The sequence below is a fragment of the Nonomuraea sp. NPDC049028 genome (genome assembly GCF_043197735.1).
GTDB lineage: Bacteria > Actinomycetota > Actinomycetes > Streptosporangiales > Streptosporangiaceae > Nonomuraea.
The window spans coordinates 263,726-276,292 of the sequence record NZ_JBICTR010000003.1 but is presented as its reverse complement, the minus strand read 5'-3'; the positions used below and the strand labels follow the sequence as shown (position 1 = coordinate 276,292).

13 protein-coding genes and 1 tRNA gene are annotated in these 12,567 nt (G+C 66.9%); 6 read left to right on the top strand and 8 right to left on the bottom strand.

All coding sequences use genetic code 11. The features are described 5' to 3' along the window. A complete protein-coding gene (locus ACGFJ2_RS12170) occupies positions 1–957 on the bottom strand; it encodes a cobalamin biosynthesis protein (RefSeq protein WP_357955887.1) in 957 nt (318 codons plus the stop codon). Further along, entirely contained in the window at positions 938–1,723 is a 786-nt protein-coding gene (locus ACGFJ2_RS12165; RefSeq protein WP_357955885.1) for a phosphotransferase, read from the bottom strand. The genes ACGFJ2_RS12170 and ACGFJ2_RS12165 overlap by 20 nt, the downstream gene beginning before the upstream one ends. Before the next feature lie 95 nt (positions 1,724–1,818). Here ACGFJ2_RS12165 and ACGFJ2_RS12160 point away from each other — a divergent pair, with 95 nt between their 5' ends. Beyond that, entirely contained in the window at positions 1,819–2,553 is a 735-nt protein-coding gene (locus tag ACGFJ2_RS12160; RefSeq protein WP_357955883.1) for a ZIP family metal transporter, read from the top strand. A gap of 100 nt (positions 2,554–2,653) precedes the next feature. Here ACGFJ2_RS12160 and ACGFJ2_RS12155 read toward each other — a convergent pair whose 3' ends face one another. Continuing rightward, entirely contained in the window at positions 2,654–3,607 is a 954-nt protein-coding gene (locus ACGFJ2_RS12155) for a tyrosine-type recombinase/integrase (protein ID WP_393467405.1), read from the bottom strand. Positions 3,608–3,699: 92 nt separating this feature from the next. On the opposite strand from ACGFJ2_RS12155, the gene ACGFJ2_RS12150 reads away from it, so the two are divergent. Next, a tRNA-Arg gene (locus tag ACGFJ2_RS12150) sits at positions 3,700–3,773 on the top strand. A 208-nt stretch (positions 3,774–3,981) separates the two neighbouring features. On the opposite strand, the gene ACGFJ2_RS12145 is transcribed toward ACGFJ2_RS12150, so the two are convergent. Next, positions 3,982–4,278, bottom strand: coding sequence for a tyrosine-type recombinase/integrase (locus ACGFJ2_RS12145; RefSeq protein ID WP_393468512.1), 297 nt, complete (start codon positions 4,276–4,278; stop codon positions 3,982–3,984). Positions 4,279–4,292: 14 nt separating this feature from the next. After that, complete coding sequence (locus tag ACGFJ2_RS12140; RefSeq protein WP_393467402.1) at positions 4,293–5,243, bottom strand: integrase core domain-containing protein; 951 nt, start codon at positions 5,241–5,243, stop codon at positions 4,293–4,295. 384 nt (positions 5,244–5,627) lie between these two features. On the opposite strand from ACGFJ2_RS12140, the gene ACGFJ2_RS12135 reads away from it, so the two are divergent. Together ACGFJ2_RS12135 and ACGFJ2_RS12130 are read left to right on the top strand one after the other, a co-directional pair. Beyond that, positions 5,628–6,302, top strand: a complete 675-nt coding sequence (locus tag ACGFJ2_RS12135; RefSeq protein WP_393467399.1) for a NucA/NucB deoxyribonuclease domain-containing protein — start codon at positions 5,628–5,630, stop codon at positions 6,300–6,302. Between the two features lie 98 nt (positions 6,303–6,400). Beyond that, on the top strand, positions 6,401–6,997 hold the full coding sequence (locus ACGFJ2_RS12130) for a hypothetical protein (protein ID WP_393467396.1): 597 nt from the start codon (positions 6,401–6,403) through the stop codon (positions 6,995–6,997). A gap of 283 nt (positions 6,998–7,280) precedes the next feature. Here ACGFJ2_RS12130 and ACGFJ2_RS12125 read toward each other — a convergent pair whose 3' ends face one another. After that, positions 7,281–7,937 carry a hypothetical protein gene (locus tag ACGFJ2_RS12125; RefSeq protein WP_393467393.1) on the bottom strand — a complete coding sequence of 219 codons (657 nt, stop codon included), beginning with the start codon at positions 7,935–7,937 and terminating at the stop codon, positions 7,281–7,283. A 25-nt stretch (positions 7,938–7,962) separates the two neighbouring features. Then, positions 7,963–8,604, bottom strand: coding sequence for a hypothetical protein (locus tag ACGFJ2_RS12120; RefSeq protein WP_393467391.1), 642 nt, complete (start codon positions 8,602–8,604; stop codon positions 7,963–7,965). A gap of 185 nt (positions 8,605–8,789) precedes the next feature. Between ACGFJ2_RS12120 and ACGFJ2_RS12115 the strand changes: the two genes are divergently transcribed. Both ACGFJ2_RS12115 and ACGFJ2_RS12110 read left to right on the top strand, forming a co-directional pair. After that, positions 8,790–9,425 (top strand): helix-turn-helix domain-containing protein, encoded by a 636-nt coding sequence (locus ACGFJ2_RS12115; RefSeq protein ID WP_393467389.1) that lies wholly within the window; start codon positions 8,790–8,792, stop codon positions 9,423–9,425. A 515-nt stretch (positions 9,426–9,940) separates the two neighbouring features. After that, on the top strand, positions 9,941–12,337 hold the full coding sequence (locus tag ACGFJ2_RS12110) for a DUF4132 domain-containing protein (RefSeq protein WP_393467386.1): 2,397 nt from the start codon (positions 9,941–9,943) through the stop codon (positions 12,335–12,337). Here ACGFJ2_RS12110 and ACGFJ2_RS12105 read toward each other — a convergent pair. Then, on the bottom strand, positions 12,312–12,476 hold the full coding sequence (locus tag ACGFJ2_RS12105; RefSeq protein WP_393467384.1) for a hypothetical protein: 165 nt from the start codon (positions 12,474–12,476) through the stop codon (positions 12,312–12,314). The genes ACGFJ2_RS12110 and ACGFJ2_RS12105 overlap by 26 nt on opposite strands. Positions 12,477–12,567 lie beyond the last annotated feature (91 nt).

Here is a 12,567-nt window from a genome sequence, read left to right as displayed (position 1 = left end):
TCAGGCTCGGCGGCGCAGGCCCCACGCGGCCAGCACGGCGATTCCGGCGGCGGTCAGGCTCACCGCCCGGGTGAGGCGCACCGCGCGCCGGACGTCCGCCGGCTCGGGCTTGGGACCGTCGCCCATGGTCGGCCGGTGCTCGGTTCTGCCGCCGTAGACGTTCGTGCCACCCAGCGTGAGGTCGAGCGCCCCGGCGAATGCGGCCTCGCACCTGCCCGCGTTGGGGCTGGGATGGCGGTGCCCATCTCTTCGCAGTACGGCCAGCGCCTGCGCCCGGTTCGGGGCGACGAGTACGGTGATCAACCCCGTGAGCCGGGCCGGCAGGTAATTGGCCACGTCGTCGAGCCTGGCCGCCGCCCACCCGAAACGTTCGTAGCGGGGGGAGTGGTGGCCGATCATCGCGTCCAGCGTGTTGATCGCCCGGTAGGCCAGCAGCCCCGGCACGCCCGCCACGGCACCCCAGAAGAGCGGGGCCACGACCGCGTCGGAGGCGTTCTCGGCCAGCGACTCGACGGTGGCCCTGGCGATCTCGGGCGCCTCCAGCGCGGCGGGGTCGCGGCCGCACAGGTGGGGGAGGCGGGCGCGGGCCCTGGTCAGGTCGTCGTCCTCCAGCGCCGCGGCCAGGTAGGCGCCCTCGCGGGCCAGCGTGGTGCCGCCGAGCACCGCCCAGGTGGCGACGGCCGTCAACGCCGTACGGGCGACGGGGTTCGCCACGCGTTCGGCGAGCACGCCCAGGCCCGTGGCCGCGCCCGCGCAGAGGGCGACGTGTACGACGCCGTTCGGCCTGGCGTCGCCATACAGGGCCTGCTCCAGCCGGGTGGCGGCACGGCCGAACAGCGCGACGGGGTGGGCCGCGCGCGGGTCACCGATGACGGCGTCGAGCGCCACTCCCAACGCGATGCCCACCGGCCGCGAGATGTCGTTGACCGGGTGGGACTTAGCTGACCAAATGCGCATGGAGCCTATCTTCGTGCTTGTCCAGCCAGGCGGCGGCCCGGCGGATGCGCTCGCCCGCGCCGCCTGCCCACATCCTGGCCCAGCTCCCGCCCGTCGCCGCCCGGTCACGCATGACCGTGTACGAGCGCTGGAACCGGAGCCTGGCCAGCTCCAGCAGCCGTCGGCGATCGCGCGGCGGCACCCCGTACGCGTCGCAGAACAGGCGCAGCCGCGCCCCCACGTCCAGCCCGCGCTGGAGCGGCGCCAGGTCGACCGGGTCGCCGATGGGCGCCCAGTGCCTGAGCGTCGTGACGACGTCGAACAGCCGGGTCGTTGGCCGGGCCAGATCGAAGTCGATCAGCGCCCGGGGCCTTCCGTCGCGAAATATCACGTTTTGAAGGGTTAAATCGCAGTGGCCGATGACCTCCGGGGCGGCGTCGTCGTTCGAACCGCCCTTCCATCCGCCGCGCGTCAGCGGGAAGCCCCGCGTCGCGTCGTGGAAGTCGCGCAACAGCTCGGCCAGCCGTACCAGCGCCTCGTCGGTGACCGTCACCAGGCCGAGCCCGGTCGTCCCCGGAATATAGGTGAGGATCTCGCGCCCGAGCTCGTCCATGCCCACGACGCGCGGCGCGCCCTCGAACCCGGCGGCTTCCAGGTGGCGGAGCAGGGCGTGCACGGCGGGCGTCGACGGGCTCGCCGGTCTGCGGACGGTGTCACCGACCCGGACCACCCCGTCTGTCACGTCCCCGCCCTGCAAGGGGATCTCGTGCAGGAGCGTCGCGACCATGCCGAGAAAGCTTAGACCCTTTTACACCCCTCCCGCCTGGCGTTTTAGCGTGTCGCGACTCTGTGACGCGCACGCGCCCCCTAGCCTGGAGCCTCATGCCGATCATGCTGTCGTTCGCGGCATTCCTGATGACGCTGCTCGGCGGGCTGGTCGCGCATCGCGTCAGGGAACGCCGTCACCTCGTCCTCGGCGCCGCCGCCGGCGTCATGCTCGGCGTGGTGGCGTTCGACCTGCTGCCGGAGGCGCTCTCCCGCGACCCGGCTCAGCTGGGCGGGGTGCCGGTGCCGATGCTGATGTTCGCGCTGGCGTTCCTGGGCATTCACAGCGTCGAACGCTCGATGGGCATGCACGACGCCCACGAAGGCGACTACGCCTCACACCGCCACTCGCACGCGGGCGTCGGCCTCGTCGCCGGCGCCGCGCTCGTCGTCCACAGCTTCCTCGACGGCGCCGCGATCGGCGCCGCCTTCCAGACCGACACCACGCTCGCGGTCGCGGTCGCGATCGGCGTCATCGCGCACGACTTCACGGACGGGTTCAACACGTACACGATCACTTCCCTGTACGGGAACGCGCGCCGCCGGGCGCTGATCCTGCTGGGTCTGGACGCTCTGGCGCCGGTGACGGGGGCTACGTTGACGTCACTGATCGCGATTCCGGCGGGGGTGCTGGGGGCGTATCTGGGGATGTTCGCCGGGTTTCTGCTGTACTTGGCGACGTCGGACATCCTGCCGGAGGCCCACACCACCAGCCGCGCGGCGGGTCCGACGCTGCTGGCCACGGTGGCGGGGGCGGCGTTCATGTGGCTGGTGATCGCCCTGACGGACTGACTGACGTGCTGCTGTTCGTGGTCCGCTACGGGCAGTCGGCACCGAGGTTTGGTGACGTTCGGCGGCACTGAGGTTTGGTGACGTTCGGCGGCACTGAGGTTTAGTGGCGTTCGGCGGCGGCGCTGAGGTATCGGCGTACCATCTCCACGCTCTTCCACCCGGTGATCCGCATCAGATCGAGCGGATCGCCGCCCTTGTCCAGGTAGTCGTCGGCCATCGTCTGCCGGAACCGGTGCGGATGCAGCCGCCCAGGGATCCCCGCCTCCCGACCCCGCCGTTCCAGCATCTGCTGTATGCCCGTCGCGGTCAGCCGCCGCTGCCCACCCTCGGCCGTGATACCGCGTACCGGAAGCCAGAGCCAGGGCGAGGCCGCGTGCGGATGCCGCGTACGGGCCCGCAGATACCGATCGATCGCCGCGGCGGCCTTCGGCCCGATCGGCACCAGATGCGCGTCGTCACCCTTACGGACGATCCGCAGCAGCCGCCGATCCAACCACACATCCCCGGTCCGCCCGGCTTGAGTATTGTCCCGCTGATCACCGGTAGGACCGTGCCGGAGCCCGGCCAGCCAGGACAGTCGCATCCCGTTGTCCATGAGCACCCGCACGATCGCGGTATCCCGACGATCCACCCAAGACCCCCCGGAACACACCTCCAGCAGTGCCTCAAGCTCCCGATCAGCCAGCAACTCGACCGTCCGACCGGCCCCCTTCGGCGGATCGATCCCGTCCATGGGCGTCCCCGAGATCCGCTCCTCTTCCGCGATCAGCCAGTTGAAGAACACCCGCAGGTTGCGAAAATGCTTGCGCGCGTTCCCGGAACTGGTCGCGGCAGTACTGGCATCGAGAAACGCGCGCACGTTCGCGGCGTCGACCGCCTCCACCTCCACGGGCAACCCGCGCTCGGAGAGAAACCGGGCCAGGACGCGTACGCTGTCGAGGTAGCTCCGGATCGTTCCGGGTGACTTGTCAGCCGCCTGAAGGGACAATTCCCAGGAGGGCACCATGTCGAGCAGGGGAGGCGAAGGGGGCATCTGTCTTCGGGATCGTGCCATGGCCCCTCCAAATCCGATACTGTTCGATCGGCGTATGATTATGCTACCGTCTCTCCTGGTCGGCTGACATGCTGGTCAGAGGCCGAATTCGAGCGCCCTTAGCTCAGCTGGATAGAGCATCGGACTTCTAATCCGACGGTCGCAGGTTCGAATCCTGCAGGGCGCGCTTTGATCATGGTCTGACCTGCGGTTCTGTGAGATCGGATGCATTCTAGAATTTTCGTCTAGCGGTTGCGTGCTCCGTGCGTGCTCGCGCGCTTCAACCCCGCACACACCGTGATCCATTCACTGTCTCCGGCTGCTGCGGGAAGAGCAGCGGCCCCGCCTCGCCACGAGCAGGCGGCGAATGCGGGGCCGGATGCTTAATCCGACTGTCAACTCCTCAGCGAGATGAGTTTCCCGGGCGTGGCCTGGTCGTCCTCGCCGGACAGCAAGGCCGCGGTCTGCTCGGCCGCAGCCGAGGCCACCTGCGGGTAGACAGAGGTGTAGGTGTCGGCGGTGAAGGCGCTGGAGGTGTGTCCCAGCGTTTCCTGCACCACCTTCATCTCCACCCCGGCCGCCAGCATCAGCGAGGCCGCGCCATGGCGCAGGTCATGCAGTCGGACGGGCGGTAGCCCGGCCAGGTAGGCCAGCCAGAGGAATTGGTCGGAGACATTGCGCCTGCCGAAAATTACATCCGTGCTGGCTAAGCGGCATGTGAGTATTCGTGGAGGAGGCCGCCGAGTCGGTCTCGCCGGCGTATGTTCAGGTTGATGATTCGCTCGGGATCTGTGATCGAATCGGGGACGGGACGCAGCGGGGCTGCTTGGTTCAGGGCCTGATGTGCTCGGTACTGGTTGTAGAAGCGTTCGTACTCGCGCAGGGCGTGCCGAAGATGGCGTTCGTTCCAGACGAGGCAGCAGTCGAGAAGCTCGTGGCGGCAGGATTGCACCCACCGTTCCATGATCGAATTCATCCGCGGCATCCGAATGCCGGTGAGCACTGTCGTGATGTCCGCCTCGGCGAGGACCTCGTCCATGAGGGCCGGGAACTTTCCATCCCGATCTCGGAGCAGAAAGCGCGCTCTGCAGCCTGCATCGTCCAGGTCCATCACCAGGTTTTTGATCGCCTGGGTGACCCAGTTCGAGCTCGGGTGAGCGGTGGTGCCGAGCACGCGTACGCGTCTGGTGGCGTGCTCCATGACCGCCAGGACGTACTGGCGTTGTCCGCTGAGAGTGACGGTCTCGATGAAGTCGCAGGCCAGTAGGGCGTCGGCTGGCGAGCGCAGGAAGTCGGCCCACGTGGTGGAAGCCCGTTCGGGTGCCTGGTCGAGGCCTGCCTGTTTGAGGATCTCCCAGACGGTGGACGGCGCAACCTTGATGCCGAGCGTGGTGAGCTCTCCGTGGATCCGCCGGTCGCCCCAGCTCGGGTTCTCCCGAACCAGGCGCAGAATGAGGGCGCGGATGGAGCGGACCGTGGGTGGGCGCCCGGGCCGCTTGGGCTGGCAGATACGGGCGTGACGACGTTTCATCAGGTCGCGGTGCCAGCGCAGGACGGTGTTCGGCCGGACGAGAAGCCGCAGCTGGCGCAGAACGTCACGCGGCAGTGAGGTCAGGAGCGCGGCGAGGAAGGCCCGGTCCTCGGGCGCGAATCGCACTCTCGTGTCAACGCCGAGCTGGCGTTCAAGGACGCGATCTGGTGACGCAGAACGAGAATCTCCATGTCCTTGTCCCGATCACTCATGGCAGCAACCGCAGCGCGGCGAAGGGGTTGCGTCCACGGGAGTGGTGTATGGGTTAGAGCGCGTGTCGAGCACTGCGAGCGACCTCTACGGGCAGTGCCTGCATGACTGGAACGTGGGCTTCACTTCCGCGAGCTATGCTCGTCATGAGTTACCCCGCCTGTCCTGATTCCTTGGGCTGGAACACGGTGGTGCGGATGCCGTTGCCGTGGCCGGGCGCCGTACCGGCCCGGAGTTCGATGGGATCAGGTGCTGTCAAGGATGGCGTAGGCCGGCAGGTGTATGACGGCGGAGTAGACGATGTCAGGGCGATCGCCACCGCGACCCTCCTTTCGCCGGGACTCGCGATCGGACGACTGGGGAGCCGCGGGGATGGGCCTCATGGGCATCGCAACTTGCTCCATCGGTCTGGTGAGGCGGAGCGGGGCGAAATGCTGCCCCACGCGTAGGCGCGGGCCCGGATCCACCACTGCCGAGGCGCGGCCGCTCGGAAGGTACGACGAGCAGCTAAGGCTCGTGTTCTGCTGGAATGCCTGCACCGACCCCGACGACACCTATCCAGACCATCGCGACAAGGATCTAAAGGGTTGTGATGTGACCAACGGTAAGGGCTCAGAGATATACCTGCACCGGGAATTCAAAGCCCAGGGAAAGACGAACCAAGGCGCCCCAAACACTAAGTGCAACCGGATGTGGCCGAGATATTCGGACAGCGGAAAGCAGTGCGACGAGTTCCTGTTCGCATCGACTCGCGAACGGACAAACGCGCTTAAGGACAATCACCTGAATCTGTCTCTCTGCCCAATTACGGCATCCCACAATGGGGATGCGGGCAACTACCTCGATCAGGCCTACCGAGCCGATCGCGTTCTGGCTGGTGACTCGTTCACCAACAGGTTTGACACCACCATGAATAACCCAAACCCGACACGAGAACAGCTATGCGAAGTACCTGCGGTGGGCGAACTGAGCTAGCCCTGGCCTGCGGTGGAGGGTGGGGGTAGCGTTTGTCTCCTGCCTTCCACCGCAACTGCACACACTGACCTCAACCAGAGCAGCCGAGAGGTGTTTGCGTGACGTACGAACCTCTGGCTCGCTATGAGCGCATTCTCGATGAACACCAGTGGATGGACGAGAGCATGAACTGGCTGGTTGTCCAAACTCTCGGACCAGCACCCGGAAGCGTCGACTCCATCGGAGCACGCTTGTCCAAGTTAGGCGTCTGTGATGTCGACATGGAGATGGACCCCCGAGAGGGGTGGGCAGAGTATGACGGCCGACTGGCCGTGTCGGTCGACCTTCAGCAGAAAGGCTACTTCCTCTTCTCGGACACAGACCTCTACGACGAGAGCCTTATCCGTGAACTGAGTTTGGACGGATGTCGGGTCTGGGCTTTGAGAGTCGTCTTGGAGCAACACGAGATGATCTACGCCTTCGACGGCGAGATCCTCATGATGTGGAACACCTTCCGTATCACCGACCGGCCACTCGCACATGACCCGATCGACGAGGACATCCAATTCCTGCAGGAGGTCTGTGCGGAGGAGGGAAAGCGGTTCGATATCACCGCGATGATGGCAGTGTTCGAGCTAGGCAGCGGAGTCGCCATGGACGTCAACTGGGCCGGCACGCCTCGGCCAGCCGTGATCATCAGTGACCCTATCTGGTAAGCCCCTCCAAGGGTGAGGGCGCCGCCGAGCGATGTCGCTTGGACCTGGCCGGTGGCCCTGGACACCACGTCAGCAGGAGGCTCGCTGCATAATCGTGCAGGTTGAGCGGGCTGGCAGCCCGCTCAACCTGTGGCTGGTCCGCACCCATTCCGTCCCAACCGCTGGTCTGGGGCGCGGTCATGGCGGATAGACGAACTGCGGTGCGACATCAGCGAGAGAATTCGCTTGACTGCTGGACGAGGAGCGTGAGCAGGGGGCTTGCCTCGTCGCTGAGCCAACCGGGTTAGATCGGCAGGCAGTCCCGCCGGATGAAGAACCAGGCTTGGTGGTCCTTGCCGTTGCTTTTCCCGTACTTGGTCGCGTGGATCAAGGCGTATGCTCCGTCGCGGGTGACGTATCGCCATTTGACGGTGTTGCGGCTGTTTGTCGCCGCGTCGTCGACCCCGAGGGTGAGGGCTCCCGCGAGCGTGTGGGAAGGTCTGGACACTGTCCTCCAGGGTTCGACGTTGCCCCAGCCGTCGATCTTCCCGTTCTGCGCTACGCACGCGCCATGGGGGCGGAGCTTGATCGGTTGGCCGTCATTGCCTTGCGCGTTGGAGCCGATCATGCCGTTGGTGAAGCGCCGCTTGAACTCCTCACCGCTCGGATACTCGCGAGCGGGGCCGCATGCCTTGGACATGGTGTGCCCACCTGCGGTGGTCGCGTTGTAGAAGATCCAGAAGCATCGGTTCAGGTTGCCGCCTACGCGGGCCCAGGTGTAGGTCTGCCGGCCTCCGTCGATACGTACGGACCAGGGCTTGTACGCGGTGCCGATCACGAAGCTGCCCGGTGCACTGCGCAGGAGCGTGTAGTCGCTGTCAACCTTCCTCGGCGCGGGATCGGCCGAGGCGGGGCTGGCGATGGCGAGGATCAGGAGCGGTGTCGCGAGCCACATTCGCATGGGATGTCTCCTTGCCGGTCGGAGGTCAGCGGCAGGCCGGAAGGTGCATGGCCTCGACGTACCCCCAGCGGCCGGCGGCCGGCGCGTACCCGAGGATCCACTCTTCCGGACCGTGGTGGCCGCAGGCCGCGGTGGTGATGTAGAGCGAGTCGCCGGCGCGCAGGTTGCCGATCACGAATGACCTCGGCTCGCTGCGGAAGGAGCCGACGGAGCCGAGGTGGATCGGTGTGCCGGTCGGCGATCCGGTGTGCGCCGCGCTGATCGGAACGGCCTTGACCTGGTTGTTGCCGCCGATGGCCTGCAGATCAGGCAGTGGCGCGCCACTGTCGCCCTGGCTGCGCGCGGACGGGTCGGCGAGACAGGATTTGGCGATGAAACCCCAGTTGGGGTTGTCCTGCTTGGCGTAGTCGAGGACCATCGCGTACTCGTTGTAGGTGTAGCGCACCCCCACGGCCTGGCCGCTGCCCTTGCCCCAAGCCCGATCGAGGACATCCGGCTTCGGGTAGTTCTCGTGAATCGCGCAGTTGCTCTTCAGGGTCGTGCGGTGGGTGTAGTGCGTGTCCGCTGCCGTGGCGGCCACTGCCGGCGTGCCGAGTTGCGCGGCCAGAGCGATACCGAGGATCAGAGCGCTCTTACGCGGGAAGCGGGTGGCGATTTTCTGACGCAAGATCTTGCTCCTTTGTCGAGGGGAGTTGTGTCGGAATAAAGTTCCGGATCGGCCTTGTGTGACGCTCCGAATTCTTTACGGATCTCCATCGTATTGGCGAGCGTTTTCCATGAGAAAAATTCAGAAAGCGTGTGCAAATCGCTGAAAAGCCACCTAGCCTGGGGGCTCTCGTCGGGGGTCACCGCTTGGCCGAGAGGCTTGAAATGGACAATTTTCACGAAACCGGCACCGCTCCGGCGATCGCAAACAGGCAGACAGGAGAGGAGGTAAGAAGAGCGCGAGAAGCCGCAAATATGACTCAAACGGACATCGTGCGCGAGCTTGCGCGGATGGATGTGGAAATGTCCGTTTCCACGTTGTCTCGTAGCGAGAGCGGTGCCCGGGAGTTCAAGAAAGCCGAGCTCCAGGCCATCGGGGAGGTCCTCAAAGCCGAGATCGTGGCGCTGCGCCCGGCTGAGATATCGGATCCGAAGCCACCGCACAGGGTCCGTGAATTCCTCCGCCGACACGCGATCATCATCGGCGTTTCCGGGGCGTTGATAGGCGCCTTAGGGCTCCTGGGAATGATCGCGACATTGAATGGCGTACCATTGGGCAACCATTCAGATGCACGGTCGACCGCGACCGGCTGCAATCATTATCGCATCGCTGCACAGGATCTGTGGTTGCGCGACCAATATGGTGAAACGGTCGAGCAGTTGCCCCATGACCTCGACGTCACGTACCTGGGAAAGCAGAACAGAGCGGGTCACTGGGAGATCACCGCTACCGACGGGAGACACGGCTGGGTGGACTCTTCCTTCTTGAAACCCCAGTGCTGAACTACGGCCGTATTCGCACGCCTTCGCTGTCCGTCTGAGGGCGGCGCGCGGAAAGTCGGCGCTCATCGAGCCGCGTCCGCGTCCAGGCAGGTAGGGCAGCCCGCTCGGCCGATGTCAGCGGCGCACCAGTTCCCGCAGTTCCTCCATCAGCCTCTGCTCCGCCGGAAAGTTGGCCGGCTTCCCAGCGGTGGCCAGATCGCCGCAGTCGTGACCTTTGCCGGCAAGGGCTCCCGGTCGGTAAGCAAGCCGTACTGAAGGACCCACCCGGACACTCCGCGAAACTGCCAAGCGTGCCTTGGTCAGCTCCACGAGTGAGGCTAAATGTCGGTGCCCGTTGATAACTATGGCCCATCACGTTGACCGACCGACGACGATGGAGCCCCCCATGGCCACGGCCACCTTCAGAGACGAGAGCGCTACCGGCAGGTGCTCAGCCGAGATCCCCCTTCCCGCTCGGCCCGACGTGAGCCCGGCGCGCGAGCCCGTCCGCCTCGTGCCGCGGGTCGGAGCCTGACATGGGCGTCCTCGACAGTTTTCCCAAGTCCCAGGGCTACCTGCTCAACTACCGCATAGAGGGGCTGCCGCGTGAGCTGTTCGCTTTGTACGACGCGGGCGGGCGGCCTGGCGCCGACGAGGCCGGACGGAGGGCGTTCGGGATGTGGGCGCAACTGCGGCTCAGCCTGGGTGACAAGGGCGGCCGCGAGTACCCCGAGGAGGTGCTCCAGCTGGTGCGTGAGGTGGCCGATGGCGACATTTCCTGGACGTTCGAGGACACGCGCCTCCTGTGGGAGATCGCCGACGCGCTGTCGAGTTGCGGTCACACCGGCCACGCCGAGCTGTACCGGATTCCGCTGGCCGCCATCGCGACCCTCGGATACCCCGAGCGCCGTCAGATCCTTGATGACGTGCCGCCGTGGCACCCGGCCTACCGCAGCCCGGGCCGGGCCGCGTTACGCAAGGACCTGGAGCGCGTCCTGACCGAACCCCCGGAGCACGGGCCGGCCGGGGTCGTGCGCAGCCTGGTCTGGGACGGCGACCCCATCGCCCGTGCCATGGCAGGAAAGTACGCCGTCCGGCTGACCGACCCCGCCGTGCTGCCGCTGCTGAAACACTGGCGCAAGGCCAAGGCCAACAGGCCCAGCGAGCCCTGGCTCGCCAAGGTCCGCACGCTGCTCACCGACGACGGCGTGGCAGTGCTGCGCGAGATCCTCTCCCGTGTGGCCACCCACCGCGAGAGCCGCGAGCCCGGCGGCAGGGTCTTCCTCGCTCGCCGCACGGCCCTCCCGCTGCGCGGCATGCTGTGGACCTGCGAGGTGATCGACGCGCCCTGGGTGTCCACGCTGCTCGGCGACGTCGCCACGAACTGCGGCATCGGGCGCAACGGCACCGGGGGCGCCGCCGTCTGCCGTAACGAGAGACTGGCCAACGCCGCACTGAACGTGCTGGCCAAGCGGGGCGGCCTCGACACGGTGGGCGTACTCGCGCGCGTGCGAGCCAGGCTGCGCAGACCGGCCCTGCTGGCGAAGGCGTCCGATGCCCTCGACGCGGTGGCCGTACAAGAGGGGCTGAGCCACGAACAACTCGTCGACCGGACGGTCCCGGCCTTCGGGCTCGGCCCCGACGGGGTCCGGGAGGAGCAGGCCGGCGACTGCGTCGTCCGGCTTGACGTCGACGGGCCGGTGCTGCGGTTCGTCAACGCGTCCGGGCGCGTCGTCAAGTCGGCACCCCAGTCCATCCGCGAGGATCCAGTGCTCGCCGATCTCAAGGCCACGCTGAAAGACCTCAAACGCACGCAGGCCGCTGAGCGGCTACGCCTGGAGCAGATGCTCATCGTCGAACGCGAGCTGTCCTGGCAGGAGGTCGAGCAGTACTTCTTCGACCATCCGGTCACCGGCCCCTACACCCGCGCCCTCATCTGGCGGCTCCCCGACGGGTTCGCCGGGCTGCCGGCCAGGGATGGCGGCGGCTGGGCACTGGCCGGCGTGAGCGGCGAATCCGTGCGTCCGGGCGCCGACACGCCCGTCCGGTTGTGGCACCCGATCCTGGAGAGCGCCGAGGGGGTGCGCGGCTGGCGCGACCACCTGCTGGAGCGGGGGATCAGGCAGCCGTTCAAGCAGGCGTTCCGCGAGGTCTACCTGCTCACCCCTGCCGAGGAGCGCACCCGTACCCACTCCGACCGTTTCAAGGGTCACTTCGTGCGCTACGGGCAGGCCAAGGCGCTGCTGGAGCAGCGCGGCTGGAGCAAGCTGTCGATCGGTCACTGGGACTACGAGTGCGGCGGCGACATAGGGGCGGCCGTCAAGACGCTCGCCGGCTGGCAGGTGAGCTGGGGCATGCAGGTCGCCTCCGACCCCGCGCAGGATGACTGGGGCACGGCCTCCTGTGCCGCCACCGACGCGATCCGGTTCCGCCACGCGGATCTTCCCGGCGACGCGCCGCTCACCGAAGTGCCGCCGCTGGTGTTGTCGGAACTGCTGCGCGACGCCGACCTCGCCGTGGGGGTCGGGTCCCTGGGGCTCGACCAGCAGGCGGCGGCCGGGTACGACGGCTACTGGCAGTCGTACGGGTTCGGCGAGCTGAGCGAGACCGCTCGCACGCGGCGTGACGCGCTGGCCCGGTTGCTGCCCCGGCTGAAGATCGCCGACCGGGTGGAGCTGACCGACCGGTTCCTGCGTGTGCGGGGGCAACTGCGCACCTACCGGATTCATCTGGGGTCGGGCAACATCCTGATGGAGCCGAACGACGCCTACCTGTGCATCGTCCCGGGCCGCGACCGCTCCGCCTCATCGGTGTTCCTGCCGTTCGAGGAGGACGGCGGAATGTTGTCGGTCATCTTGTCGAAGGCGTTCCTGCTGGCGGACGACACCAGGATCAGCGATCCCAGCATCACCCGCCAGCTCGTCGCTGCCTAGGCCCGATGCGGTTCCACTGGTTGTAGAACCGTTCGTACTTGCGCAAGGCGTGCCGCAGGTGACGTTCGTTCCCGAGCAGGCGGCGGTCGAGCAGTTCGCGGCGGCACGACTGCGCCCACCGCTCCATGATCGAGTTCATCCACGGCATCTGCCGAGTGGACGGACGGAAGGCATCCTTGTGGCCAGCCAGGGTGCGAGCCACTGTCCGTGACCTTGACCGGTGGGGCGGG